This is a genomic window from Desulfovibrio litoralis DSM 11393, from assembly GCF_900143255.1.
Taxonomy (GTDB): Bacteria; Desulfobacterota; Desulfovibrionia; order Desulfovibrionales; family Desulfovibrionaceae; genus Frigididesulfovibrio_A; species Frigididesulfovibrio_A litoralis.
On the sequence record NZ_FRDI01000002.1, the window covers coordinates 228,572 to 253,829 of the forward strand.

20 protein-coding genes and 1 tRNA gene are annotated in these 25,258 nt (G+C 36.8%); 6 read left to right on the forward strand and 15 right to left on the reverse strand.

Annotated elements, in window-relative coordinates:
* Nucleotides 1-25 precede the first annotated feature (25 nt).
* Nucleotides 26-2,854, forward strand: a complete 2,829-nt coding sequence (locus BT999_RS00930; RefSeq protein ID WP_072695552.1) for an HD domain-containing phosphohydrolase — start codon at nucleotides 26-28, stop codon at nucleotides 2,852-2,854.
* Between the two features lie 210 nt (nucleotides 2,855-3,064).
* Nucleotides 3,065-3,910 carry a YqhG/Tai3 family protein gene (locus BT999_RS00935; protein ID WP_072695554.1) on the forward strand — a complete coding sequence of 282 codons (846 nt, stop codon included), beginning with the start codon at nucleotides 3,065-3,067 and terminating at the stop codon, nucleotides 3,908-3,910.
* Here BT999_RS00935 and BT999_RS00940 read toward each other — a convergent pair.
* From BT999_RS00940 to BT999_RS00950, 3 genes are all read right to left on the reverse strand, one after another.
* Nucleotides 3,900-4,328, reverse strand: coding sequence for an SRPBCC family protein (locus BT999_RS00940; protein WP_072695556.1), 429 nt, complete (start codon nucleotides 4,326-4,328; stop codon nucleotides 3,900-3,902). The genes BT999_RS00935 and BT999_RS00940 overlap by 11 nt on opposite strands.
* Before the next feature lie 83 nt (nucleotides 4,329-4,411).
* Nucleotides 4,412-4,489 (reverse strand) — tRNA-Pro (locus tag BT999_RS00945).
* A 72-nt stretch (nucleotides 4,490-4,561) separates the two neighbouring features.
* A complete protein-coding gene (locus BT999_RS00950; protein ID WP_072695558.1) occupies nucleotides 4,562-5,101 on the reverse strand; it encodes a BON domain-containing protein in 540 nt (179 codons plus the stop codon).
* A gap of 339 nt (nucleotides 5,102-5,440) precedes the next feature.
* Here BT999_RS00950 and BT999_RS00955 point away from each other — a divergent pair, with 339 nt between their 5' ends.
* A complete protein-coding gene (locus BT999_RS00955) occupies nucleotides 5,441-6,916 on the forward strand; it encodes an HlyD family secretion protein (protein WP_072695560.1) in 1,476 nt (491 codons plus the stop codon).
* A 647-nt stretch (nucleotides 6,917-7,563) separates the two neighbouring features.
* Here BT999_RS00955 and BT999_RS00960 read toward each other — a convergent pair.
* Genes BT999_RS00960 through motA form a run of 3 tightly spaced genes read right to left on the reverse strand, consistent with a single transcriptional unit; the run spans nucleotide 7,564 to nucleotide 9,884 of the window.
* The gene (locus BT999_RS00960; protein WP_072695562.1) at nucleotides 7,564-8,271 is read right to left on the reverse strand and encodes an OmpA/MotB family protein; all 708 of its coding nucleotides are present in this window, start codon (nucleotides 8,269-8,271) and stop codon (nucleotides 7,564-7,566) included.
* Between the two features lie 12 nt (nucleotides 8,272-8,283).
* On the reverse strand, nucleotides 8,284-9,003 hold the full coding sequence (locus BT999_RS00965) for an OmpA/MotB family protein (protein ID WP_072695564.1): 720 nt from the start codon (nucleotides 9,001-9,003) through the stop codon (nucleotides 8,284-8,286).
* A gap of 44 nt (nucleotides 9,004-9,047) precedes the next feature.
* The gene (gene motA / locus BT999_RS00970; protein ID WP_072695566.1) at nucleotides 9,048-9,884 is read right to left on the reverse strand and encodes a flagellar motor stator protein MotA; all 837 of its coding nucleotides are present in this window, start codon (nucleotides 9,882-9,884) and stop codon (nucleotides 9,048-9,050) included.
* Between the two features lie 483 nt (nucleotides 9,885-10,367).
* Here motA and nadA point away from each other — a divergent pair, with 483 nt between their 5' ends.
* Entirely contained in the window at nucleotides 10,368-11,426 is a 1,059-nt protein-coding gene (gene nadA / locus BT999_RS00975; protein WP_072695568.1) for a quinolinate synthase NadA, read from the forward strand.
* Nucleotides 11,427-11,429: 3 nt separating this feature from the next.
* On the opposite strand, the gene BT999_RS00980 is transcribed toward nadA, so the two are convergent.
* Nucleotides 11,430-12,419 (reverse strand): hypothetical protein, encoded by a 990-nt coding sequence (locus BT999_RS00980; protein WP_072695570.1) that lies wholly within the window; start codon nucleotides 12,417-12,419, stop codon nucleotides 11,430-11,432.
* A 190-nt stretch (nucleotides 12,420-12,609) separates the two neighbouring features.
* Here BT999_RS00980 and epsC point away from each other — a divergent pair, with 190 nt between their 5' ends.
* Nucleotides 12,610-13,527, forward strand: coding sequence for a serine O-acetyltransferase EpsC (gene epsC / locus BT999_RS00985; RefSeq protein WP_072695572.1), 918 nt, complete (start codon nucleotides 12,610-12,612; stop codon nucleotides 13,525-13,527).
* A gap of 107 nt (nucleotides 13,528-13,634) precedes the next feature.
* Here epsC and BT999_RS00990 read toward each other — a convergent pair whose 3' ends face one another.
* The 8 genes from BT999_RS00990 to hisS form a co-directional block, all read right to left on the reverse strand.
* The gene (locus BT999_RS00990) at nucleotides 13,635-14,051 is read right to left on the reverse strand and encodes a hypothetical protein (RefSeq protein ID WP_072695574.1); all 417 of its coding nucleotides are present in this window, start codon (nucleotides 14,049-14,051) and stop codon (nucleotides 13,635-13,637) included.
* Between the two features lie 32 nt (nucleotides 14,052-14,083).
* The gene (locus BT999_RS00995; protein ID WP_072695576.1) at nucleotides 14,084-15,511 is read right to left on the reverse strand and encodes a S41 family peptidase; all 1,428 of its coding nucleotides are present in this window, start codon (nucleotides 15,509-15,511) and stop codon (nucleotides 14,084-14,086) included.
* Between the two features lie 176 nt (nucleotides 15,512-15,687).
* On the reverse strand, nucleotides 15,688-16,071 hold the full coding sequence (locus BT999_RS01000; RefSeq protein WP_072695578.1) for a flagellar basal body rod C-terminal domain-containing protein: 384 nt from the start codon (nucleotides 16,069-16,071) through the stop codon (nucleotides 15,688-15,690).
* Between the two features lie 58 nt (nucleotides 16,072-16,129).
* Entirely contained in the window at nucleotides 16,130-16,306 is a 177-nt protein-coding gene (locus tag BT999_RS01005; protein ID WP_072695580.1) for a helix-turn-helix domain-containing protein, read from the reverse strand.
* Between the two features lie 121 nt (nucleotides 16,307-16,427).
* Nucleotides 16,428-17,477 carry a methionyl-tRNA formyltransferase gene (gene fmt / locus BT999_RS01010; RefSeq protein ID WP_072695582.1) on the reverse strand — a complete coding sequence of 350 codons (1,050 nt, stop codon included), beginning with the start codon at nucleotides 17,475-17,477 and terminating at the stop codon, nucleotides 16,428-16,430.
* Between the two features lie 117 nt (nucleotides 17,478-17,594).
* On the reverse strand, nucleotides 17,595-18,107 hold the full coding sequence (gene def, locus BT999_RS01015) for a peptide deformylase (protein ID WP_072695584.1): 513 nt from the start codon (nucleotides 18,105-18,107) through the stop codon (nucleotides 17,595-17,597).
* A gap of 44 nt (nucleotides 18,108-18,151) precedes the next feature.
* Nucleotides 18,152-19,987 (reverse strand): aspartate--tRNA ligase, encoded by a 1,836-nt coding sequence (gene aspS, locus BT999_RS01020; protein ID WP_072695586.1) that lies wholly within the window; start codon nucleotides 19,985-19,987, stop codon nucleotides 18,152-18,154.
* 60 nt (nucleotides 19,988-20,047) lie between these two features.
* Nucleotides 20,048-21,286 (reverse strand): histidine--tRNA ligase, encoded by a 1,239-nt coding sequence (gene hisS, locus BT999_RS01025; RefSeq protein WP_072695588.1) that lies wholly within the window; start codon nucleotides 21,284-21,286, stop codon nucleotides 20,048-20,050.
* A gap of 477 nt (nucleotides 21,287-21,763) precedes the next feature.
* Between hisS and BT999_RS01030 the strand changes: the two genes are divergently transcribed.
* Nucleotides 21,764-25,117 (forward strand): PAS domain-containing hybrid sensor histidine kinase/response regulator, encoded by a 3,354-nt coding sequence (locus BT999_RS01030; protein ID WP_072695590.1) that lies wholly within the window; start codon nucleotides 21,764-21,766, stop codon nucleotides 25,115-25,117.
* Nucleotides 25,118-25,258: the final 141 nt, after the last annotated feature.

A 25,258-nucleotide genomic window follows, 5' to 3' on the forward strand; every position in this document is an offset into this window, starting at 1 on the left:
AACAAACATTTGCGGAGTTTACTCTATGAATAAAAAAACAATATCATTGCGTCTTGTTGTTTCAATTTCTATTACTATAGGCATGTTGTTGCTTGCCGGTATTATTTTATTCCAAAATTTCCGTAACTCCGTTGACAACACTATGTTTGCAACCAGAGTAACTGCAAAACATGTTTCTGATTCCATAAATATGTCAATACGTTTTCCGCTTGCCCCATCAGGGATTATTTTAAGGCTTTTAAGTAATACAGTCATGGTAAACGCACTCACAGTGGAAGAACGTATTCAACGTCTACCTTTATTTGTCTCTGTTTTAAATGAAAACCCTTTAACAAGGGCAGTTTTTATCGGGTATGATAGCGGTGAAATTTTCCTCGTCAGGCGGGCGAGTGAAAAGGGAATACCTTTTATGAGTGATATGCCTGAAACTGCCAGTTTTATTGTACAGTCAAAAAGCTTAAACCCAGAGGGTTCTTTTTTAGATCAGGTTTTCTTTTTTGATGCTAAATTACATTTGATAAAACAACTGGAAGTTCCATACAACATAGATCCGCGTCAACGAAAATGGTTTAAACTTGCCCTTGCAACAGATGATATTGCCGTTACCAAACCTTATATTTTTTATACAACCGGAGATGTCGGAATAACCGTTGCGGCACACGGGGCAAACAAAAAATCTGTTGTGGGTCTTGATATAGCAACAACAGATATAAGTAATGTTTTAGCAGAGTTACGCATTACGCCAAATACAGAAATGATTATTGTTGATAGTGAACAAAATATTTTTGCTTATCAAGATATAGATAAACTTGGAATTAAAGATAATCATTCCACAGAATTACCTACTCTCAACAAACTTGAAAAACCTATTTTAAATAGTATTATTCAAAATACATCAAAGTATGGTGTACTTAATTCTTTTCGTTACAATAATGAAGATTGGTTTGGAATAGTCAGCCCGATTACTGCGTTAAGGGGGTCTTCATTTTTTATTGTAATTGCTATTCCTGCCAATGAATTACTAGCCGAAGTCTGGTCTGATATTTATAAACAGGCGTTGATTGCCTTGAGTGTTGTAGCTATTATGTTAATAATCGGTTGGCAATTTGGACGCAGCATTACTAAACCCCTTCATCACCTGACGGAACAAGTTATTAACATAGGTAATTTTGATTTTAATAAACCAATAGAAAGTAAGAGTATTTTAACAGAAGTACAAAGATTGGCTCAAACGTTGAGCTTAACTCGCGATACGGTCAGGCGGTTTTTGCAAATTTCCTTTACTCTTAATAAAGAAAAAGATTTAGAGCGTATGCTTGAAAATATTTTGGGTGAACTTTTGCAACTTGTACAAGCAAAACATGGTGGCATTTACCTTTATAACGAAAAAAGCGGACAATTATCGATAGCTGTTGAACAAGGTGTTCATTATGAAAATATTAATTTAACAAATTTAGATATTAGCGACGAAAACTTAATTGCGATTATACAACAACAAATTAATGGCGATGAAATTATTATTCCTTTGCGTAATAGAAAAAACGAATTAATAGGTTGTTTTTGTTTGGAAAATCCCGGTAACGCCGAAAACAGAGACGCTCTTATCGGGTTTATGGAACAAATTTCAAAATCGGCTGCGGTGGCTATTGAAACAAGACAATTGATTCTTGCACAAAAAACCTTGTTAGATGCAATTATCAGCCTTATCGCAGGGGCGATTGACGCTAAATCAAAATATACCGGTGGGCATTGTCTGCGTGTTCCACAAATTGCTTTAAACCTTTTGGACAAAATATTGGAAGACCAAAGTTCTGTTTTTTCAGATTTTAAAATGTCTGAGAATCAGAAAGAAGAGTTTAGAATTGCCGCATGGTTACATGATTGTGGAAAAATCACAACGCCTGAGCATGTAGTCGATAAGGCAACCAAGTTGGAAATGATTTACAACAGGATACATGAAATCCGTATGCGTTTTGAGGTTTTACATCGTGAAGCCGAATTGTCTTGTTTGAAAAATATTCTTAATGGCGTAAACCCCATAGATGCCGAACAGCAATGTCTTGAGGAACAAGCTAAATTAGCCGAAGAGTTTGCCTTTATTGCCAAGTGCAATGTGGGCGGTGAATTTATGAAAGACGAAGATTTAGAAAGGCTTTACGCTATTGCCAAAAGAACGTGGCTCCGTTACTTTGATGATACGCTCGGACTCTCGCACGAAGAGGGAGAAAGAGTAAAAAAAGATCAAACGTTGCCTGTTGTGGAACAACTTTTGGCAGACAAAGAAACAGATAAAATACCTTGGACAAAAGATGGGGTTCCGCCGGTTGAGGCTTCTGATCCTCGTAATATTTGGGGTTTTGATATGAAAGCACCAAAATATATGGCAAATCATGGAGAGCTTTATAATCTTGGTATTCGACGTGGAACTTTAAATGATGAAGAGCGTTTTAAAATTAATGATCATATTGTACAAACAATAAAAATGCTGAGTGCTTTACCGTTTCCAAAAGCTATGGAACATATTCCCGATATTGCAGGGGCACACCATGAAAAAATGGACGGAACCGGATATCCCAGACGTTGGAACTCAGAGCAAATGGGGGTTACAGAAAAGGTTTTGGCGGTGGCTGATGTTTTTGAGGCTTTAACGGCGGCCGATAGACCTTATAAAAGCGGAAAAAAACTTTCGGAAGCGATTAGTATTATGTCAAGAATGGCAAAAGAAAAGCATTTGGATATAGCCGTTTTTAACTTTTTGCTGACTTCGGGTGTATATTTGGACTATGCTAAACAAAATTTGGCACTTGAACAAATAGATGCGTTTGATATTCAAAAGTTTATTGTGTCTGAATAACAAATAGAGACTATTGCAAAACTTCGTTTTACGTGTTTTTTCACAGCGTCATGCTCTGTATACATAGAGCATAAAACGTATTAAAAAACAAAAGCCACCTAGCGTCCTTACTCGTGTTTTGGGGAGAGACTTTCTAGCGAGAGCCATTTTGAGACTATTGTGCAATAGTCTCAACTAGTTAATATTGAAATCAAACGGTGTGGAATAAAAATGAAAAAAAAATGTCTGTTTAAAATAGTCTTTATATCGCTTCTTATTCTTGTTTTTAATTATGCGTTGGTGTTTGCCCAATCCCTTAACCCTGAGAAATTTGTAGAGAATTTTTATCAATGGTATTTAGAAAACGAGATGAATGTCAAGATAGACGATAAAGCTTTTGCTCAATATTTATCTCCTTGCTTGATTGAACAGATCAAAAAAAGCCAGAGTAAGGGTGCGTTACCCGATGGTTTTAATTATTTTATTAAAGCCTCAGATTATAACGATGAACACCCTAGAAAAATTAAAGTACATAAAGCCACATGCTTTAAGGATAATGTGATTTTAGTGCCGGTTACTTTCGGAGAAGGATTTGCTTACAGCGTATTGGTTTTTTTGCGTAAAGATGGAAATGCTTTGTCTATTATAAAAATTGCTCCAACCTACAGCTATGGAGAGTATCCGGTTAGTGGTAACCCAAATAAAATTAATGCTTCTCCGGAAAAATTTGTAGAAAATTTTTATCGCTGGTATCTAAGCAATGAGCATGGTGAAAATTTACCGGAAAGAAATAAAGAGATTTATAATTATGTTTTTGAAGCTACCGTAGAAGCGGTAAAAGCAAGACTAGGTTTTTATTATACTAGCTATTTTACTGCTACAGCCGTCAATGGAGCTGATTGGGAAAATAATATTCATGTATATCAACATATTACCTTGCCGGACAATCTTATAATAGTTCCTGTTTCTTTTGGAAAAGACAAAGATACAAACGTTGTGGTTATTTTAAGTGCCGAAGATAAAGGCTTGCGTATTACAAGGGTTGAAGATACTTGGGGATATTCAGCTATTCCTTAGTTGTTTTGGTGTTATTTTCCGCCATATCAATTAAGGTACGAATAGCTTGCGGAAGCTCTCTTTGTGTTTCTTTTCCGAATAGACGTTTAAAGAGAGGGGTTAAGAAACCTCGCATTTCTACTTTGTGAGTTATTACTCCATTACTTATTTGATGTCTAAAAATAATGGTCGTGAAGGGCAAATTATTACGAGTTGTAAAAGACTTAAAAGGCGTTACTTCTTCAAGCAAACAACGTACTTTAGGGCCGTTTACAGGCTTTATGCTAATGTATTCCCCTTGGGAAAATGTTGTTTCTAGCTTTGCCCATTTTACGCCACAATCCCATTTTGACCATGAGTCAACGTTTGACCATAGTTCCCATATTGCTTCAGGGGAAGCAGTGGTTGTAGCTGATTCTTCAAATGTCCAGTAAAACATTGTGGTTTATCCTTTTTAGAGTTTAATGTTTATTAAGCTAATAAAAAAAACAACCTAACTAAATAGGTTGTTTTCAAAATTTCTGGTCGGGATGAGAAGATTCGAACTTCCGGCCCCATGCACCCCATGCATGTACGCTAGCCAAGCTGCGCCACATCCCGACGAAGTCGCTTTTATAGATAAAAGAATCTGTGTTGTCAAGGACAACTTTTATTTTTAAGATGGTTTCAAATCTAATATTGAGTGTTTGTTGCAACGTTTAAATAATTTGTTACGCTTTTAACGTAAGTCATAGTTTTTACAAGATTAACAACGCGGTCTATTTCTCGTTGACTGCTCATTAATCCTAAAAGAACAACATGTCCGCCCCAAACATCAACTCTTACTTGAGTGGATTTTATATCTTTATGCAAAAGAAGTTCTGAGTCAATATTCGCCTCGAGTCTAGTATCATTTATCGTGCTTGATGAATCAGTCGGAAACCAATGGGCGGTTACTTTGTTTACTCCGTCAACGCTTTGTGCTTTATTTACCGCAAAGGTGCGTAATTCTTTAGGTAGTTGACCAACAAGATAAACATCACCGTTAAAAGAATAGATATTCACATCTCTGATTGATTTTATGGGGCTTTCAAAAAGAAGGGCGGTTTTAATTTTGGTTTCTATACTTGTATCTGAAAGTTGTGTACCCAAACTACGTTCATCGTTAATTGTGGCACAAGCTCCAAGCAGGCAGAGGGAAAGCAAAAGAAACAACAATAATATTTTTTTCATAACTCACCAAAATTTATTTTATGAACTTATTTTGTCCATTGTTAATACAATATATTTATGCTATCTTAAATTAAACTTAATGAAGATCATTGCAAAACTGTATTTTGCGTGCTTTTGTTATCGTTTTATGCCTATGTACAAACAGAACATAAAACGTCTTAGATCGCAAAATCACTCGTTTTACAGGAAAATTAAAATTTCTTTATTCGTGTTTTTTTGAGTGTCTTTTTAGCGTAAGCCACTGAGCGACTATTGTGCAATAGTCTCTTAATGATAATTATAATGAATTTTATAAATTAAGCAATATATTAACAAACACTACTAGTTGGAGTTTTCTCAATGTCAATAAAATCTAAAGTAATTTCAATTGTTATGATACTTGGTGTAATTGGTTTTGGTTATTGGTTTTGGTTAGGCGGTCAAGAGCTAAAAACTGATAATGCGGTGGTTGAAGGCGATATTATCCCAATTTACGCAGGTATTTCGGGCTATATAAATAAAGCTGAGTTGAATAATAATGATGAGGTCAAAGCGGGTGATTTATTAGTCAGCTTTGATACAACGGAATATATTATGGCGTTAACCGACGAAAACGCAAAACTTGCCAAGATGAAACAACTTTCTCCAAATCTTGGTATGAGCGATGCTCCAACAAGAAACAGCTCATTACAGCAACTGCAACATAACGAAGAAGTTTTGAAACAAGAACTGAGCCATTATTCCACGCTTCATGCACAGGCGATGATAGAACTAAGCCGAGTGAAAAACCTTGTTGCCCAAGGTTCTATGTCTGCTGAACAGTTGGAAATTGCACGTAATGCCGAAAACGTAATCAAGTCTAATTTAGAACTTGTTAAATTTAAAATGGAAACGGCGAGTCGGGCAAGGGCGGCAAAAGATCAGGAAATTCAACAAACTTTGTCTGACCTTGATTCCGCTTATGTGCGTTTTACTAATCAAGACTACGAAGCTCAAGTTGCAAGAGTGAGAAAGGCTGAAGAAGAGTTACAACGTTGCTATATTAAAGCTCCGATTAGTGGATATATTATTAATAAAAATGTAAAAGTCGGCAAAATGGCAGAAAAAGGACAAGAATTGTTACAGATTATCCCAAAAAACCCTAAGGGGCTTTGGATTAATTCGACTTTTTCTCGTACAGATGCAGAAAAAATAAAATTAAATCAGTATGTTGAGTTTAGTGTTTCCGCTTATCCAAATACGGTTTTTTCTGCCTACGTTGCAAGCATAGAAGAAAAAGAGATGCCGATTGTAGAAAATACGGGTGATGTTGCGAAAAAATTGGATAGTCAAGTCAGTGTAAAATTTAATCTTTTAAATCAAGAACAAATGATGCAACAGCCATTACAAATTGGAATGCAGGCAAATCCAACTATTTTTTTAAATAAATTTGTTTCGCTTGAACAACAACGTCCGGGTTTATTTAATCAAAACTCTGAAAATAGAGATAACAAACCCAAAGAAGAAAATAAGCTGCCACAACAAACCACGCAAGAGCTTCAAAATGTTTCCGAAACGAAAAGTCCACCCCAAACTTTGCCTCAAAAAGTAGAACTTCCGCCTATGCAACCTGTTGCTCCCTCGGGTGAACAAGCTGCAACTGGATCAAGTCCTGGTCAAATTTTTCAAGATCAGGGCTATAATTCTTTATATGAAAAAACTGCTCCTCAACAAAATGTGGAAAAGCCTTTAAACGAAAACAAGAGTAATGATAAAGCCGAAGCTGTCAGTATAAGCCCGAATATGATTAACAATGGTGTAATCAAAAGTGCAAACCCTGTTCAAGATCCAAGATAAAAATACCAAGATAAAAAGACTAAAATGGAACAGTTTTAACTCGACTTAATAGCCCAGAACAGTAGACATTTTGTCAGGTTGATGGAAGAAGAATTCAACTCTGCGGTTTTTTGCCGGACTGTCTTCGCCTTTGGCAATTGGCCTTGAAGCCCCATAAGTAACGCTACTTATTGCTGCGTGGTTACTGCGGGGTTTACGCCTTTGTCGATTAAGTAGTTAGCGTACGGCAACAGTGGAACGTGCAAATATGATTAACAATGGTGTAATCAAAAGTGCAAATCCTGTTCAAGATCCAAGATAAAAATACCAAGATAAAAAGACTAAAATGGAACAGTTTTAACTCGACTTAATAGCCCAGAACAGTAGACATTTTGTCAGGTTGATGGAAGAAGAATTCAACTCTGCGGTTTTTTGCCGGACTGTCTTCGCCTTTGGCAATTGGCCTTGAAGCCCCATAAGTAACGCTACTTATTGCTGCGTGGTTACTGCGGGGTTTACGCCTTTGTCGATTAAGTAGTTAGCGTACGGCAACAGTGGAACGTGCAAATATGATTAACAATGGTGTAATCAAAAGTGCAAATCCTGTTCAAGATCCAAGATAAAAATACCAAGATAAAAAGACTAAAATGGAACAGTTTTAACTCGACTTAATAGCCCAGAACAGTAGACATTTTATCAGGTTGATGGAAGAAAAATTCAACTCTGCGGTTTTTTGCCGGACTGTCTTCCCCTTGAGCAATTGGTCTTGAGGCCCCATAAGCAACGCTACGTATTGCTGCGGGGTTTACGCCCTTGTCGATTAAGTAGCGTACGGCAACAGTGGAACGTGCAGAGGAAAGTTCCCAGTTTGAGGGGAAATATTGTCCGCCTGTTTCGCTGCTGTCGGCGTGTCCTCTAATTACTACAAAGATTTTGCGAGTTTTCATGATATTCGATACTTCGTTTAAAACTTTTACTCCTGCGGGTGTAAATAAAACGGAGTTTGGTTCAAACAAAACATCGCCTGATACTCTTAATAATACGCCGACTTCGCTATTGGTTATTCCGTTTTCAGCAATAGCTCTTGTATCTTGGTTAAGATTAAGCGAGCGTTGTAATTCGTAAGAAATAGCTTGGAAAGCCTTATTGTCTTCGCCTTTTGTTCCACCTGTTGTTAAAGATGGGGCGGGGGTTGCGGCTGAACCTTGAACGGGCGTTGTTGAACCATCGGCAATATTATAGTCGGCTTGGAACATTGGCGCGAGTTCTTTTTTAGTCTCAGGCGGAGTCATGTTGAGAATCCACATAAGTAAAAAAAACGCCATCATTGCAGTAACAAAGTCTGCGTAAGCTACCTTCCAAGAACCGCCACTCATATCAATAAACTCCTAATATCCCAGAGTCAAAGACAGACTATCGGGTTTGTGAAAATAAAATTCTACTCTGCGATTTTTAGCACTCGCGGGGTCGTTTGGTCCAAAGCTTGGAACGAGAGGAACGGTATCCGCATATGCCACACTGCGAACTCTAGACGGATCAACGCCTTTATCAACCAAATAACGAACGGCAACCGTTGCACGTGCAGCCGAAAGTTCCCAACGAGAAGGAAAATAAGGCAAGCCTGTTTCTGATGAATCGGCGTGCCCTCTAACTACAACATAAATATTACGATTTTTCAGTATTTTGGCAACTTCGTCTAAAACTTGCATGCCGGCTTGAGAGAAAACAACGGAGTTTGGTTTAAACATTACGTCGCCAGCAACACGCAAGAGAACACCGGCATCGCTTCTGGTTAAACCGACACTTTTTTGTGCATCAGCTTCTTCGGCGAGCAGTAAAGATTTTTGTAATTCGTTTGATATTGCTTGGAGGTTTTCGGCATCTGCCTTGTCTCCGCCTATTGTAAGACTTGAGATAGGCGAAACACCTTCGCCGGGCATAGGAGCCCTACCTTGTTCATCGGATAATTTATAGTCTGCCGTAAAATATTGAGCCAATATTTGCTTGGTCTCAGGCGGAACCATATTTAAAATCCACATAAGCAGGAAAAATGCCATCATAGCCGTTACAAAGTCTGCATAGGCTACTTTCCATGAGCCACCGCCCATAGTTAACTCCTTAATTTAATATCTTGACTGTAAATTTTATAAAGTTACCCTTTTACTTTTTGTTCCATTTCTAAAAATGATGGACGAAAAGACATTGGAATAGAGCGTCTACCGTATTCAAGGGCAATTATCGGGCTTGAACCACGCATGGCGGCACCGATTGCTTCTCTAATAGATTGAAAGAAAAAGTTTTGTTCTCTGGCTTGGTTTTCCATTTTGGCAGCAATAGGTCCAAACACACCATAACAGAGTAAAATACCTAAGAAAGTACCAACAAGAGCCGCACCGATATGGTGTCCTAAAACTTCCGGTGGCTCGTTAATAGCACCCATGGTAACAACAACACCCATAACGCAAGCAACGATACCCATACCCGGTAATGAATCTGCCATGTGTGCGACGTTATGAGCCCCGACCATTTCTTCTTCGTGCATAATTTCCATATCAACAGACATAAGGTGGTCTAACTCGCCGATACTTCCTGTTGTTAAATATACACGAAAAGTATCACCAATAAACAAACAGGCGGATTTGTTTTTTGCTAAACCTCGAAAAAGCGGGCTTGATGCCGGGTCTTCTATATCTTTTTCAACGCTGATAACACCTTCACGGTTTATTTTTGCAAAAAGAGCATATAAGGCACTTAAAAGTTCGAGATAATCAGCTTTAGATGGTGTTTTTCCAAAATAAGCGTGCCCTGCACCCTTTAAGGATAATTTAAGAGAGCAGGCTGTTCCAGAGGTAATAAACGCACCCATCGCCGCACCGAAAATAATTATTAATTCTGCGGGTTGCAATAACATGGCAAATGGACCATTAACCATGGCAAACCCACCTAAAACCGAGGCAAAAACAATAATCAAACCGGCAACTGCAATCATAAAACGCCCCCTTGGGCAATAATTATTTTAAGTTTAGAAAAACAGAGTTATAAGTAGTTATTTTATAAGCTGCAAATTAAATCATAAAGTTAACCGATATGGTTTTTCTTTAATATTTAGAAAGTGTTAGCATTACAACTTAACTTATGTTGATAAACAAAAACAAGCAAATTATCTTGCTTTTATACTGGATATTGAGCATTTGTCAAGCCTTATGGAAAATTATATGAAATAGCAATTAGTTATATAAAACAACGCATGATTGCTATTTTTTAATTGTCCATTTTTTAAGCAATGATCTTTTTCTTTTAACTGTTTTGTTGCATAAAACAAAAAGTTAAGGCAAACTTACCAGATAAAACGTTATGGAATAAATTTTTCATAAAGAAATAGCCTGATAAGTTTCTAGCAAATATCTTATCGACACTATTTTAAAAAAGTTATGAGATTTTTTTATTTTTTATTGTGAACTAAGAGGTAACTATGAATATAACTCAAGAAAAGATTTCCAAAATACGTCAAGAGTTAAAAAAAGATTTGTTTATTGTGGGACATCACTATCAAAACGATGAGGTTATAAGACACGTTGATTTACGTGGCGATTCGTTGGAGCTTGCTAGAAAGGTATCCGATAACAATGCGAAATATATTGTTTTTTGCGGTGTATACTTTATGGCAGAATCAGCCGCTTTACTTGCCGAAAAAGAACAAAAAGTGTTTTTACCTGATAAAACGGCAAATTGCGTGATGTCGCAAATGGCACCGGCACAACTTTTGGATACGGTTATTTCAAAACTAAAAGCCAAGGGAAGAAAAATTATTCCTCTGGCTTATGTTAATACTTCCGTTGCCGTTAAAGCGGTTTGTGGTAAACATGGCGGGGCGGTTTGTACTTCCGCCAATGCTAAAACCATGTTAAAATGGGCGTTAAAACAGGGCGACGGAGTTCTTTTTTTACCCGATAAAAATTTAGCAAGAAACACAGCGAAAGATTTACAATTGCCAGAGTTAGAACAACGCATTATTGATATTCGCAATAATGGCAACAATCTTGAGATAAGCGAACTAAATAAGTTTAACTTATTAATTTGGCCGGGCTGTTGTGCTATTCATGCACGTTTTAATACGGAGCAGATTGAAAAAATTCGTAAAAACAATATAAATGCAAAGATTATTGTCCACCCGGAATGTTCTCCTGAGTTGGTTAACTTGGCAGATGCCTCCGGCTCTACTTCTTTTTTGATTAAATATGTGGCTGAGTTACCAAAAGGTAGTGAAGTTTTTATCGGAACGGAGTGGAATCTTGTCAAGCGTTTGGCGGAACAATATAAGGGCATTATTCAAGTTAAGCCTTTAATTCAAAGTTCTTGTTCTCATATGAATAAGATTAACGAAGAAAAACTTTTGGCTGTTTTAGAGCGTTTGCAAAAGGCTACGCCTGATGAGCTTGAAAAAATGGCAATACAAGTTCCCGAGTTGTTGCGTGAAGATGCTAAAAACTCTTTATTGCGTATGTTAGAAGCTTGTAGCGAAAACGCCTAGTTTTTAATTAAAAAATATATAAACAGCACAAACAATAACTAAACTTAAAGCTCGCCAAATTTGGTTTATACAAACTAAATAAAAGGCGAGTTTTGGTTTGAAATATCCCACATACGCAGGGTATTGGTGGCGTATTGCTCTAATTGGAGACGATAAAATATTGCCGACAAGTAGGGCTATGATAATATCTTTATTTTCCAGAGATTGAGTGTGAATTAAAGCGGACGCAGCGGAAAATGAGGCTCCTGATTCGGCAAAAATATTAAACAAAACTATAGTCATAGCTTCTGGTTTTATAAAGGTAAGCCAGTTTAGGTGAGTTCCTAGCCAAAGTTCAAGGGTATTAAAAGTACCTGTTTTATTTAAAATAAAAAACAAAATATATATGGGAACGGTAAAGACTAAGAGTTTGCGAATGCGTTTTTGAAAGCGTTTTACGCTAAGCCTGACTGCTTCTTGAAAACTTTTGCGTTTTATTGTTGTATCTGTTGAAAACTCAGGCGTCTGATTGTTTTGTGTTGTTGGTTTTAAAACAAAACGTCCTATAAAAATAATGCTGATACTGCGTAAAATGGCGGCAAAAAAACTTAAAGCGATATAAACAAACGCCAAAGACCCCAAAAACGAAAAGGCAACCGAAAATAAAGTAGGCAGATGAACCAAAAAAGTTGGTGAGCTGTTTAAGATATTTGCCAAAACAAGTTCGTTTCGGCTGATTTTTCCTTCTTCTTGTGCCTCTGCTAATAGGGCGTTTGAGCTTTGTGCCGAAAAAAACGCTAAGGCAAAAGAGGCGGCCGAGCTTTCGCTGAAATTTCCAACTCTTACTAAGGGGCGAAATACTCGTGCCAGATATTGACTCCAGTTAAAGGCTTCAATAATATTGGCGATTAAAAGTCCTATAGAAAGATAAAGCAAAAGCCTTAAAAGCGGTATGCCCAAGCCTTGCCAAAGAGTTATTAAAAAAGGGATATGATCTTGTATTGATGTAAACATTTTTGTATTTTTAAGATTTAGATTGGTTATTTGTGGGAATGGGAAATGCTTGTTGTTTGTATTTTAAACTGTGTTTGATATTATCAACGTGTTGACATAATAACAAGAATATGTATAGCTTATTTGGGTTATAAACTGACCTTAAGTGAATATTTTAAAAGAACTTTATTAGTAAATGCAGGCATAAATCATGAAAAAAGAAAAGTCTGACTTAAAAATTCCTGTTTTAGATAACATTGTTGATGCGTTATGCCAACCATCTTCTTATGAGCCTGTATTATATCGGGCAAAGAGCCATTTGCCAATGTTGTCTGGGGTTGAGCTTCAAAAAATTGTCTCTTTGTTGCGTCAAGCTCTTTTTCCCGGTTATTTCGGCGAAACTACCTTGCGTCTTGAGTCTATGCGATACCAGTTGGCCGCTAATTTAGATACTATTTCTCGTTTACTGAGTGAACAAATTGCCAGAGCCTTGTGTTTTGACTGTGATAATAGAGGCGTTGAACAGTTGAGCGTAAAAAGTATAGAAAGTCGTGCGAGCGAACTTGCTTTGGCTTTTCTTTCGACTTTGCCAAAAATACGCCATTTGTTGGTGAGCGATGTTGTTGCGGCTTATGAGGGCGATCCTGCTGCTAAAACTCCTGCGGAAACCATACTTTGTTATCCATCGATAAGCGTAATGATTAATCACCGCATAGCACACGAGCTTTACTCATTGAATATACCTTTTATTCCTCGAATTATTAGTGAATCGGCTCACTCTTTGACTGGAATAGATATTCACCCCGGGGCAAATATCGGAGAAGAGTTTTTTATTGATCATGGAACAGGCGTTGTTATTGGCGAAACGTCCATAATTGGGCAAAGGTGTAGACTTTATCAGGGTGTAACCTTAGGGGCTTTAAGTTTTCCTAAAGAAGAAGACGGAAGCCTGACTAAAGGGATAGCCAGACACCCTATTTTAGAAGATAGAGTAACGGTTTATGCCGGAGCGACAATTTTGGGGCGTGTTACGATTGGAGCCGATGCGACTATCGGCGGAAATACTTGGATTACGCAAAACGTTCCTGCTGGCACAAAGATTTTACAGACAAAATATGTGAATGATTAACTAATTTATTTGTAATTATGTTTTACTAACAAAAAAAAAGCCATTATTCTTTGCTGAAATAATGGCTTTTTTTGTTAGTGAGTAAACTTTTGTTTTGTCAATTTACGTTAGTTAGCGTTATTCTTTTTGGCTTTTTTATTCTTTTTTCTTGTTGGTGGTTGCCAATTTGGGTTAGCTTTTTTATGAGCTACGGTCGCTTTAAATTGAATCTGGGCTATTTCGCTGTTGATTTTTTGAACTTCGTCAAAGGTCTTTTGTGCTTCAGCTTCGTTAAAGCTTGACGCTTTGAATAGCTCATTTAATTGTTTACTTTTTTCTCTGTGTTGAGAACGCAGTGTTTTGATTTTTTCTTTGTCTTCAACGCTAAGAGGAGAATTATAGCGTGTAGTGTCTTGTGCTTTTTGTATTACAGGCGGTTCTTTTTTAGTGTCTTGTGCAACTGCTTGATTTAAGGGCATTAAACAAAATGAACCGATTAATGCAAAAAAGGCAATACCGTGTAAGGCTGATTTTAAATTTAACATGAGTGATGCTCCTTTAAACGAGATACCAATGATTAATATGGCCGTTCAATGTTTTGATTTTCTTTGTTTTCGTTGTTTTCTTTTACGTTTTGATATTCTTTGATTTCTTTTACTCTGGGAATAGCTTTTAAAAGTTCATATGCCATTCTGAGTTGATTATCTTTTTCATATTGTGGTAAAATATCAGGGTTGATATTTGCACTGCGGCTTTTGACGTCTTTATTTTTTAATACGTCTAAAGGAATATCTTTTTTATCCTTATTATCTTTTTTGTCGCTTGGCTTATTATCTTTTTTATCTTTTATATTACCATTTTCCAAGTGTTTGGACAGGTCTTGTTCTCTGATTGAAAAACCTAGCTTGTCGGTTTCTCCCGTGGTTCCAAGCTCAAAAGGAATTTCCATATCAGGCTCTATACCTTCTGCTTGAATAGAACGTCCGCTCGGAGTATAATATAAAGCAACCGTCAATTTAATTGCCGAATCATCGGGGAGGTTAATAATGCTTTGCACAGAACCTTTTCCAAAGCTACGCTCTCCGACTAAAAGGGCTCTGTTTTGGTCTTGAAGAGCTCCTGCAACAATTTCAGAGGCGGAAGCTGAACCTGCGTTAATTAAGACAACAAGCGGAACATCAATGTCAGAAGTTTTATTTTTTGCTTTAAAGCTACTGCTTGAACTTCCGGCTCGTCCTTTAATAGAAACAATATCGCCTGAGCGTAAAAATACGTCTGATACTTCTACGGCTTGATCCAAAAGTCCGCCGGGGTTGTTGCGAAGGTCTAGAACAATTCCTTTAATCGGTCCTTTTTTGGCGGCTTCTTTAATGGCATTGTTGAGATCATCAACCGTGCGTTCGCTAAAGCGAGTAAGACGTAACCAATAATATCCGTCTTCGATTTCTTTTGATTTTACGCTAACGAGCGGGATACTGCTTCTTGTTAAAACTATAGTTTCAGGGGCTTTTGCGTCTTTATGTAAAATTAATAACTCTACTTTTGTATCTTTTGGACCACGAATTTTGGAAACAACTTCTTGAGGTGAAAGATTTTTGGTTGGAGTTCCGTCAACGCTTAGAATTAAATCACCGCTTTTTATTCCGCCTTTATAAGCCGGAGTATCTTCAATCGGTGAAATAACAATTACTTGTCCGTTTTCGGTTGAAAGTTCTATTCCCACACCAAAAAATTCAGAGCTGATGTTTTCTTTTGTTTCTTTGTATTCTTCGGGAGTTAAAAAGGTAGAATGAGGGTCAAGGTTTTGCAACATTCCCTTAATTGCTCCGTCGATAATCTCATCAAAAGTTACTTCTGTAACATAATTGCGTTTGATGAGTTCCAATACTTTAGTAAAACGTTTGAGAGGATCATAGTTTTCCGCCAATGCACCCGTCGCAAAAGTTATTAATACAATAAATATTGTTAATTTTCCCAGTGTTTTCAACTTGCCTCTTAAGTGCATGCAGTCCTCCGTTTTATGACAAAACCTTGTATACTTTATATATTAAAATAATATTAAATAACGATTTACTCTTAAAGCTTCGTAGTATTAACTATTTTTTTTGACAAAGCAACAGCTTTATTAAGTATTCTCAATAAATATTTTTTATAATAAAATTATTCAAAATATTTACGCTGTTAGGCAATCATATTAATCAAAGTGCCTGACATTTCTTCTGTGGCTGTAATTGTTTTTGTGTTTGCTTCATAGGCGCGTTGAGTCATAATCATTTGGCTGAATTCTCTGGTTAAATCTGTATTGCTGGCTTCAACAAGTCCCATCTGCAAGCTTTCGCCACGATCTGTAATATTTACGATTGTTCCCGGCATAAAAGCTCCGGGAACTGTGCTTGGCGTAATCGCCCCAACACTAACTCCGGAACTGTGGGGATTATCCATAAAAGAGACGGAGCTTGCTTTAAACTCTTGGGTGTTGATATTGGCGATATTGTTAGAACGAACCAACATATCAACGCTAAGAGCGTTAAGTGCACTTGCGGCCGTGTTATTTGAGATATTCATATTAACCCCAACTTGTTGTTTTTGTGATAAAACAGGGTTTAAAAGATGATTTTATTTGTTATTTAGGAGTTGGCTCATAAAAACAACGCTTTGGCGAATGAACTTTCCCTTCTTTTTTAAGGGTATCAATTGCTTTACTTACTTCTTTTGAATCAACTCCGAGAGCTTTGGCTATATCACCGGGGCGTACCGGTTTCCCTGCTTTTTCCATTTCTTTTAAAACTTTGTCTTGCATATTATTATCCTTATTTAAAGTTTAATCTTTTGGTAGTAAAAAATATCAGTTCATTTTACTAAAAGTCAAGCACTTTCAAAGGCAAAACAGGTCTTTTTATGCTAATTACAACAATAAAATTTTACGTAAGACTAAAACGACAATGTTTAAATTTTGCTAAATATCCGTTATAAAAAGCAACAGCAGACATAATTTTTTTCCCTGCCGGTTGCAATTGGGGAATAAGATAGATTTTATCCTGACAAACTACTGCCAATTTATCGTTTTCAAGTCCTAAAATTGTTCCATGTTTTGGTCTTTCGTTTTGTTGATTAAGAGCGATATAGTTGTTGTAAGCTGTTGAATCATTAAGCATTTCTCCGGCAAGAAAATTAACTTTTATTGACGGTTCGTCGTCTCTTGTTAGAAAAGCAAAAGCACCGGGGTATGGTGTAACCCCTCGAATATGGGCATGTATTTTAAGGGCTTTTTGATTAAAATTGATTAAGCCGTCTTCTTTGCTGAGTTTTGCGGCATAGCTTGCTTTTGTGTTATCTTGAGCTAAGGGTTGTATTTTTCCTTGTTTGATTTTTTCTAACGCTTCTATTAATAGCTCGGCACCCAACTCAGCCATTTGATCATGCAAAGTTCCGGCAGTTTCGTTAATTCCTATCGCCAAGGCTTTTTGTAGTAAAATAGGACCGGTATCAAGCCCGGCTTCCATTTTCATAATTGTTATGCCACTCACAACTTCGGCATTCATTACAGCTCGTTGAATTGGTGCGGCACCACGATAAAACGGCAATAAAGAAGTATGTACATTTATTGGCAGATATTTTGGAATATCAAGAACGGCTTGGGGTAAAATAAGTCCGTAAGCGGCAACAATTAAAAAATCAGGTTTAAAGGCGGCTAAATTTTTAATGTCTTCATGGTTTTTAAAGTTTAACGGTTGATATACACTGAGCTTATGTTTTAGAGCCAAAGTTTTAACTTCTGATGCTTTAAGAGAATAACCGCGTCCGGCTGGGCGATCGGGTTGAGTATAAACGGCGATAATTTCTCCGCCTTGCCAATTAATTAGTTTATCTAAGATAGTAGCTGCGAGTTGTGGAGTTCCCATAAACACAATACGAGACTTTTGGGGAAAAGAAGCTTGGGTGATGTTTGTGGTATTGATGTCTTGTGGCATTGGTTAGCTCCGAATAAATTTGTTTTTTATATATTTTTTACTAAGAGTTTATATAAATAATTTAAGGGGTTTAACGCTATAGCACGTAACCCCTTAAATAGAAATAGCAGTTATTTCTTATTGTTGTTTTTCCGCTTTAAGCTGTTTTTTTAATCTGGCATCATATAAACTGCGTTTTAAACGGCTCATACGGTCAATAAAGAGTATTCCGTCGAGGTGGTCGCATTCATGTTGAAGACAGATTGCAAACAGATCGCTAGCTTCAAGTTCTATTTTGTTGTTATCTAAATCAGTCGCTTTTAATAAGACTTTATCGTGTCTGACCAATGTGTTGCGATAATCAGGAACGGAAAGGCAACCTTCTTCGGCTTTTTGTTTTTCGCCGATTAGTTCAAGCGTTGGGTTAACAAAAACTTGAGGTTCTTCTTTAAGTTCAGGGCCTGATAAGTCTATTACGATTAAGCGGATCTGTTTTCCTACTTGCGGAGCAGCCAGACCTATACCTTGTTGTTTATACATGGTTTCGATCATGTCAGCGGCAAGAGTTCGAATTTCCGGAGTAATTTCGGTGATTGCTTCTGATTTTTGTTTCAGGAGCGGATCAGGGTGGGTTAAAACTTCAAGTATCATCTTTAATATCCTAGTGCTGTCTTTTAAATTTTTTATAAGCCAGCTTAGCTTTTCTTTTCGTTAGTATTTTCAGAGAGCTTCAAACTCAACTCTTTAAGTTGTTTTTCGCTAACTTCACCCGGGGCTTTAGTCATCAGGCAGGTAGCCTTTTGGGTTTTAGGAAAAGCAATAACATCTCGAATTGATTCAGATTGAGTAAGTAACATGGTTAAGCGATCCAAGCCAAAGGCGATACCTCCATGCGGAGGAGCACCTAGCTCTAAAGCTTCAAGTAAAAATCCAAATTGTTTTTCTGCTTCTTCGGAATCAAACCCCAAGGCGGCAAACATTTTTCTTTGTGCTTCGGCGTTATGGTTTCTGATTGAGCCTCCGCCGACTTCCGTTCCGTTTAAAACCAAGTCGTAGGCTCTGGCTTTAATTTGATCGGGAGAAACGCCAAGTTTTTCGAAATCTGCTTGCACGGGAGCCGTAAAAGGGTGGTGGCAAGCGATATAACGCTTTGAATCAGGGTCATATTCAAACAAAGGAAATTCCGTAACCCAAAGAAGGTTAAAAGAATTGTCCGGTATTAATTTAAAGTGTTTGGCTACTTGAATTCTTAAATTCCCAAGAGCCGTATTAACCATATCTTTTGCACCTGCTTGAAAAAATATAAGATCTCCGGCTTTAAGGTCAAGGGCTTTTTCCAAAGCGGTTTTTTCTTCGGGGCTGATAAATTTTGCAAGGGGCGATTGCCACTCGTCTTCTTTAACTTTAATCCAAGCTAAGCCTAAGGCTCCGTATGTTTTGGCAAGTTCGGTAAAGGCATCGATTTCTTTTCGGCTTAAAGAAGCACCATCAGGAATACGCATGGCTTTAATCAGTTCTGCACCTGCAAAAACTTTGCTTTCACTGTTTTTTAAAATCTCGGTAACATCTTTAAGTTTAAGTTCAAAACGTAAATCGGGTTTATCGACACCGTATTCAAGCATGGCTTTATCATAGCTTAGGCGAGGAAAAGGCGTAACGACATCATAATCCAAAGTTTCTTTAAAGACTTTTTTTATAAGCCCTTCTGTCATGCTCATAATATCTTCTTCGTTGACAAAAGACATTTCTATATCAACCTGAGTAAATTCCGGTTGACGATCGGCTCTTAAGTCTTCGTCTCTAAAACAGCGTGCAATTTGATAATAACGATCTGAACCGCCAATCATAAGTAGTTGTTTAAATAGTTGAGGCGATTGTGGTAGTGCGTAAAAATGTCCGGAGCTTATGCGACTTGGAACTAAGAAGTCTCTGGCACCTTCAGGAGTAGAGCGGGTTAAAAGAGGGGTTTCTATGTCTAAAAATCCGCTTTCATCAAGATAATTGCGAACCGCCATGGTTATTTGGTGGCGTATTTTTAAATTTTTTGCCATAACAGGGCGACGCAAATCAAGGTAGCGATATTCAAAACGTAAAGTATCAGACGCATCAGTATCGTCTTCTAAAACAAAAGGCGGAGTTTTAGAGGTGTTAAGCAGTTTCCACTCGGTTACGTAAACTTCAATTTCGCCGGTTTTTAAGTTTTTGTTGGGCATTCCGTCAGGACGTGGACGCACAATCCCTTTAATGGCAATTACATATTCAAGACGTAAAATATGAGCGTTTTCATGGGCTTTGGCGTTTTCATCGGGAGAAAAAACAATTTGAGTGAGTCCGTTTCTATCTCTTAAATCAACGAAGATAAGTTTTCCTAGGTTACGACGTCCTTGAACCCAACCCATCAAACAGACTTCTTGTCCGAGCATGTTTTTGTTTAATTCGCTGCAATTGTGAGTACGCTTGAAGTTTCCAAGGTCTTCAACATATTGTTGGTGTTCTTTTTGAATATCGAGTGTGCTTTGTTGTTCGCTCATTTTTTTCTCGTAATTTTTTATTATAGCGTTAGATGAATATTTTTTGTTGAGTTTGAAAGTTTAAATATGTTCCAAAATATTTTCTTGGCTGATTTCGGTTTGTTCGCCTGTATCCAAATCTTTAATTGTTACAGTTTTGTTAACCAGTTCATTTTCGCCTAAAATCAGACATTTTTTTGCTTTTATTTTGTCAGCTTGACGCATTTGGCTTTTTATACTTTTTACTGAAAAACTAAGTTCGCCTTTTTTTCCGGCTGAGCGTAATTTTTCTGCCAACAATATAGAGTTATTCAGACCTTTTGGTTCTAGATTGATGATAAAAAAGTCAGGTCTTTGTTCTTCCAACTTTTCCATTAACATTGCCAAGCGTTCCATTCCGCAAGCAAAGCCTATTCCCGCAACATCAGGGCCACCGAGTGAAGCAACTAATCCGTCATAACGTCCACCGCCGGCGATTGAAGCTTGAGAGCCGATATTTTTTGAAACAACTTCAAAGGTGGTGCGGTTATAATAATCTAAGCCCCTTACTAAGCGGTTGTTTTGTACAAAAGGCAGACCCGCCAATTCTAAAATTTCTTTTACCGAAGCGTAATGTTGCTTACAGGGTTCACAATTGTAATCCAAAATAATAGGAGCGTCTTTGGCATATTCTTTACAATGCGGAACCTTACAGTCTAAAAGGCGTAAGGGGTTAGTTTCGAGCCTGCGACGACAATCTTCACATAATTCATCTTTTGGTATTTTAGAAAAATAAGCATCAAGGGCTTTTTTATATTCCGGTCTACATTCTTTACAACCCAAAGAGTTTATTTCAAGCTCTATATTTTTTAATCCAAGTTTTGTTAAGAAATTCATTAGCATAAGGATTATTTCCGCATCAGCCTGTGGCTCAACCGCACCAATACATTCACAGTCAAGTTGATGAAATTGACGCATACGTCCCTTTTGTGGGCGTTCATAACGAAACATAGGACCAAAGGAAAAATATTTTGCAACAGGTTCAAGCGCTTGGCGATTATGTTCTATATAAGCACGCATAATTCCCGCAGTCGCTTCGGGGCGTAAGGTTAGCGACCTGTCTTTGCGATCGGGAAAGGTATACATTTCTTTTTGCACAACGTCTGTTTCTCCGCCTATAGAGCGAGAAAACAACTCTGTTTGTTCCATAATGGGAATGCGCAACTCTGAGTAAGCATAGGCAGAAAACACCTCTCTGGCTATTGTTTCCATGAAGGTAAACATATCACTTTCGGGGCTAAATAAGTCGGCAAAACCTTTAATGCTTTGTATTTTATTCATAATAATAGAACTCGGGTTTATTTAAAGCTTGTAGCTATTGAAAAAATGTTAATGATCGGTGTATCTCAAAGCTATTTTCATAAACTATATATATATTGCTGTCAAAGGGTGATTTTTGGTTTTATGTTTAATAAAAGGTATTTAATATTAATGTGTTATATGAGTTATGCACAAATGTTCGTAAGTTAGTAAAAGTTAGCTACACTAGTATATTATTTTTAAAGTTAAGAACATTTGTTCCTATCTTTAAAGTTTTTATGCACAATTGTGCGTAAGTTTAAGAATAAAAATATAAAAATATTAGAAATTTATTTTAAAATTGTATGATATTTATCTTATATTGTTTTGTATTTATTATAGTTAATATCAAAAAAACACAATTTATAAGCACTCTTGCTAAAAATCATAAAAAAAATATAATAGAAAGAGTATGTAGATATTTATGCTTTATTCTTCGCATGATTAAGGAAAGCTCAAATGAATTCAGCCAAAAAACGCCCTATAGATGAAACAGAACAGTGGCTTTTGTTATTAAACCCGATGTTGCAACAAAGTCAGTCTGTTTTGGTTAAGCTTAATATTATTGAAACAAAAGCCGTGTTAATTCCGAGTTTTGGAGATTTCTCCGTTCTTTGTCGTGATAATAAAGAAGCAGCTTTTGATTTTTATGAATATATAGCCTCGACGTGTCATCAAGACGATCAGGAAAAAGTAAGGAAGAGTTTAGAAGAGCTTGTTTCAAATAGCAGTAATCTCAGCTTTTTTTGTGTGTTTAGAGCGTTTGATAAAAATTTGCAAAAATGGCGTGAGCTTTCTTTTTCCGGTTCTGTCTCTCGTAGTAAAAAAGAAACAGTTGTTGTTGGAATAATTAAAGATACAACACCTTGTTCTTCTGAACTTAAGTGTTTAAACAACAAACCTAAGAGCGAAGTATCAGAGATAACTGGGGCGCTAGGGGTATCAGAGGTATCAGGTTCTGGTGGCGTTGATGAGATCTGCAAAGAACAGGAAGTAATTTTTAATAATTCGGTCAATAAATTAAACAAACATATTCAGCAAATAAATTCTCTTGCACCACTTGTTTATAATTCCTCAGGTTTATCGTCTCTTACAACCTTTTTTAGAGAAGAAAAAAAAGAGGAAAAGGGTTTAAGAAAGCTTGTAGCTTTAATCGATCAAGCCTTACTTTTAACTACCAAAAAAATGCTTTGGTATAAATCGGTTTTAGACGGCATTCCCTTTCCCGTTTCTATCGTTGATTTAGGGCATAAGTGTTTATATTTAAACCCTAAAGCCGTTGAAGACTTGCCGAATAAAAAATCAGAAGAGGCTATAGGGCTTTCTAATGAACGTTTTGGAAGCAGTCTTTATGGATATGAAAAAGAAAATATCCGTGAACTTGGAGCAGGACAAAAAAGTTTTACCTTATATCACCCATTATTAAAAAAATTCTTAAAAGGGCAAGTTGCCTTAATCCATGACCCTAATGGGTTTCAAGCCGGTTATGTGGAAACGGTTCAAGATATAACCGATGTAAACGAAGCGGCGGAAAGAGGGCGTATTATGCTTGATACCGCCCCTGTTTGTGCAAACTTTTGGGATAAAGATTTTAATAATATTGATTGTAACCAAGAAGCGGTTAAACTGTTTGGACTTAAAAACAAACACGAATATTTACAAAGATTTTTTGAGCTTTCTCCCGAATTTCAGCCTGATGGAATTTCATCTCAAGAAAAAGCCGTTAAATATATTACAGCAGCTTTTTCAGAAGGTTATCAACGCTTTGAATGGATGCACCAAAAACTTAACGGAGAGCAAATTCCATCAGAGATTATTCTTGTGCGCGTTAATTGGCGAGATGCTTTTATTGTTGTTGGTTACACCAGAGATTTGAGAGAGCTTAAAGCGGCTCAGGCAGAACTCGATAAAGAACGCATGCTTTTAAAACAGGTTTTGGACAGTAGCCCGGTTTGTCTTGCTATTTTGGTAAATAATAATGTGCGTTTTGTTACGCCTTTTACGATGCAATTTTTGGGAATGCAAATAGGCGATTTGTTTGAAGATTATTGTCTGAGTTCTGAAGAAGGCGTTGAGCTTATGCATAATATTACCGAGGGTAATATGCAACGCTGGTCGCCGATCAGTATAAAGTCTAAAAATTGTACTGTAAAAAAAATGTTGGCCAACGTATTTTATGCCAACTATTACGAAGAACGTGCCGTTATGGTTTGGCTTATTGACGTTACTGAAATTCGTAAAAAAGAAGAACAACTACGCCTTGCTCGTGATGCTGCCGAAGAAAGCACAAGAGCCAAAAGCGATTTTTTGGCAAATATGAGCCACGAAATTCGTACTCCGATGAATGCTATTTTAGGTATGGCACAACTCACTCTGTTGACTGAACTTAACGAAAAACAACGTATTTATGTTGAACGTTTGAGAGATGCGGCAAAATCTCTTTTGCGTATCCTTAACGATATTTTAGACTTTTCTAAAATTGAAGCCGGCAAACTTGAAATGGAAAGTATAGATTTTTCTCTTGGCGATGTGCTTAATGGCATCTCTGCGATAGTGCTTGATAAGGCAAGAGAAAAAGGGCTTGAATTTAACTTGTTAGCTGAAAAAGATATTCCGCCTATTTTATTTGGAGATCCACTTCGCTTACATCAAATTTTATTAAATTTAGTCAGTAATGCCCTAAAATTTACTGAAGAGGGTTCTGTTTCTTTAAGTGTCGCCTTAAAAAATCATATTGACAATAAAATAGAACTATTCTTTTCGGTACGTGATACCGGTATTGGAATGAGCCAAGAACAAATATCTCGTTTGTTTTCAGCGTTTACACAGGCAGACACTTCTACTACTCGCAAGTATGGTGGAACAGGGCTTGGGCTTATTATCAGCAAGAAACTTGTGGAAATGATGGGTGGAGTGATTCATTGTGAGAGCGTTGAAGGTAAGGGAAGCGCCTTTTTCTTTTCCGCTACTTTCGATGTTCCTATGGAAAAAGATGCGATAAAGCTTAGTGGAGTCAATGTTCTGCTGTTTTGCGACAATTTGGCGAAACAAGATGAATTAAGTGATATTCTTCAAACTTTGGGGTGTGTTGTTTCACGTGTTTCAAATTTTGAAGAACTTACAAATTTGCTTCAAATAAACAAGAATATTTCCTGTGATTTAATCGTAATCAATAGCGATGGTTCCTTAAAAGAAGTAGTAAAAACTCTTGAATTTTTACAAGAAAGATTTGTCGGGAATGTTCCTAAAATGTTAATGATGGCTACAGAATCAGAACAAGCTAAGCTCGAGTTGCTTCCATACTTGGGCATCACCGGTTTTATTGATAAAAATTTAGACGGTTCTTTGCTTTCTCATAGCATTTTATCTGTTTTTTCATTAGAGTCTAACAACCAGATAAATAACACGAATAACCTTTCTCAATCTCCTGATTTTACTAGTTTAAAAGGCGTTCGTGTGTTGCTGGCTGAAGATAATGAAATGAACCAGATGATTGCCCAAGAACTTTTAGAAGAACAGGGGGTAATTGTTGATATAGCAAATAATGGACTTGAAGCTATTGATTTAGTTGAACAAAACGACTATGATGTAGTATTGATGGATATTCAAATGCCTGAGCTTGATGGTCTTTCTGCTACGGCAAAAATTCGTAAAAACCCTCGTTTTGAATTTTTACCCATAATAGCTATGACTGCACACGCAATGGTCGGCGACAAAGAAAAAAGCCTTGAATCTGGCATGAATGACCATATTACCAAGCCTATCGATGCTAATGAACTTTATCTGACAATAATGCGTTGGATAAAAAAATAAAATTTTCAATAAGTGCATTTAATTGCTTGCATAAATATATTACTAGGTATATTTAATTATACTACTCGTTATGGTTTGTTTGTTTATAAAGAAATTTATATAAATAAAATATTTATGATTTTTATAGTGTAATATATATTA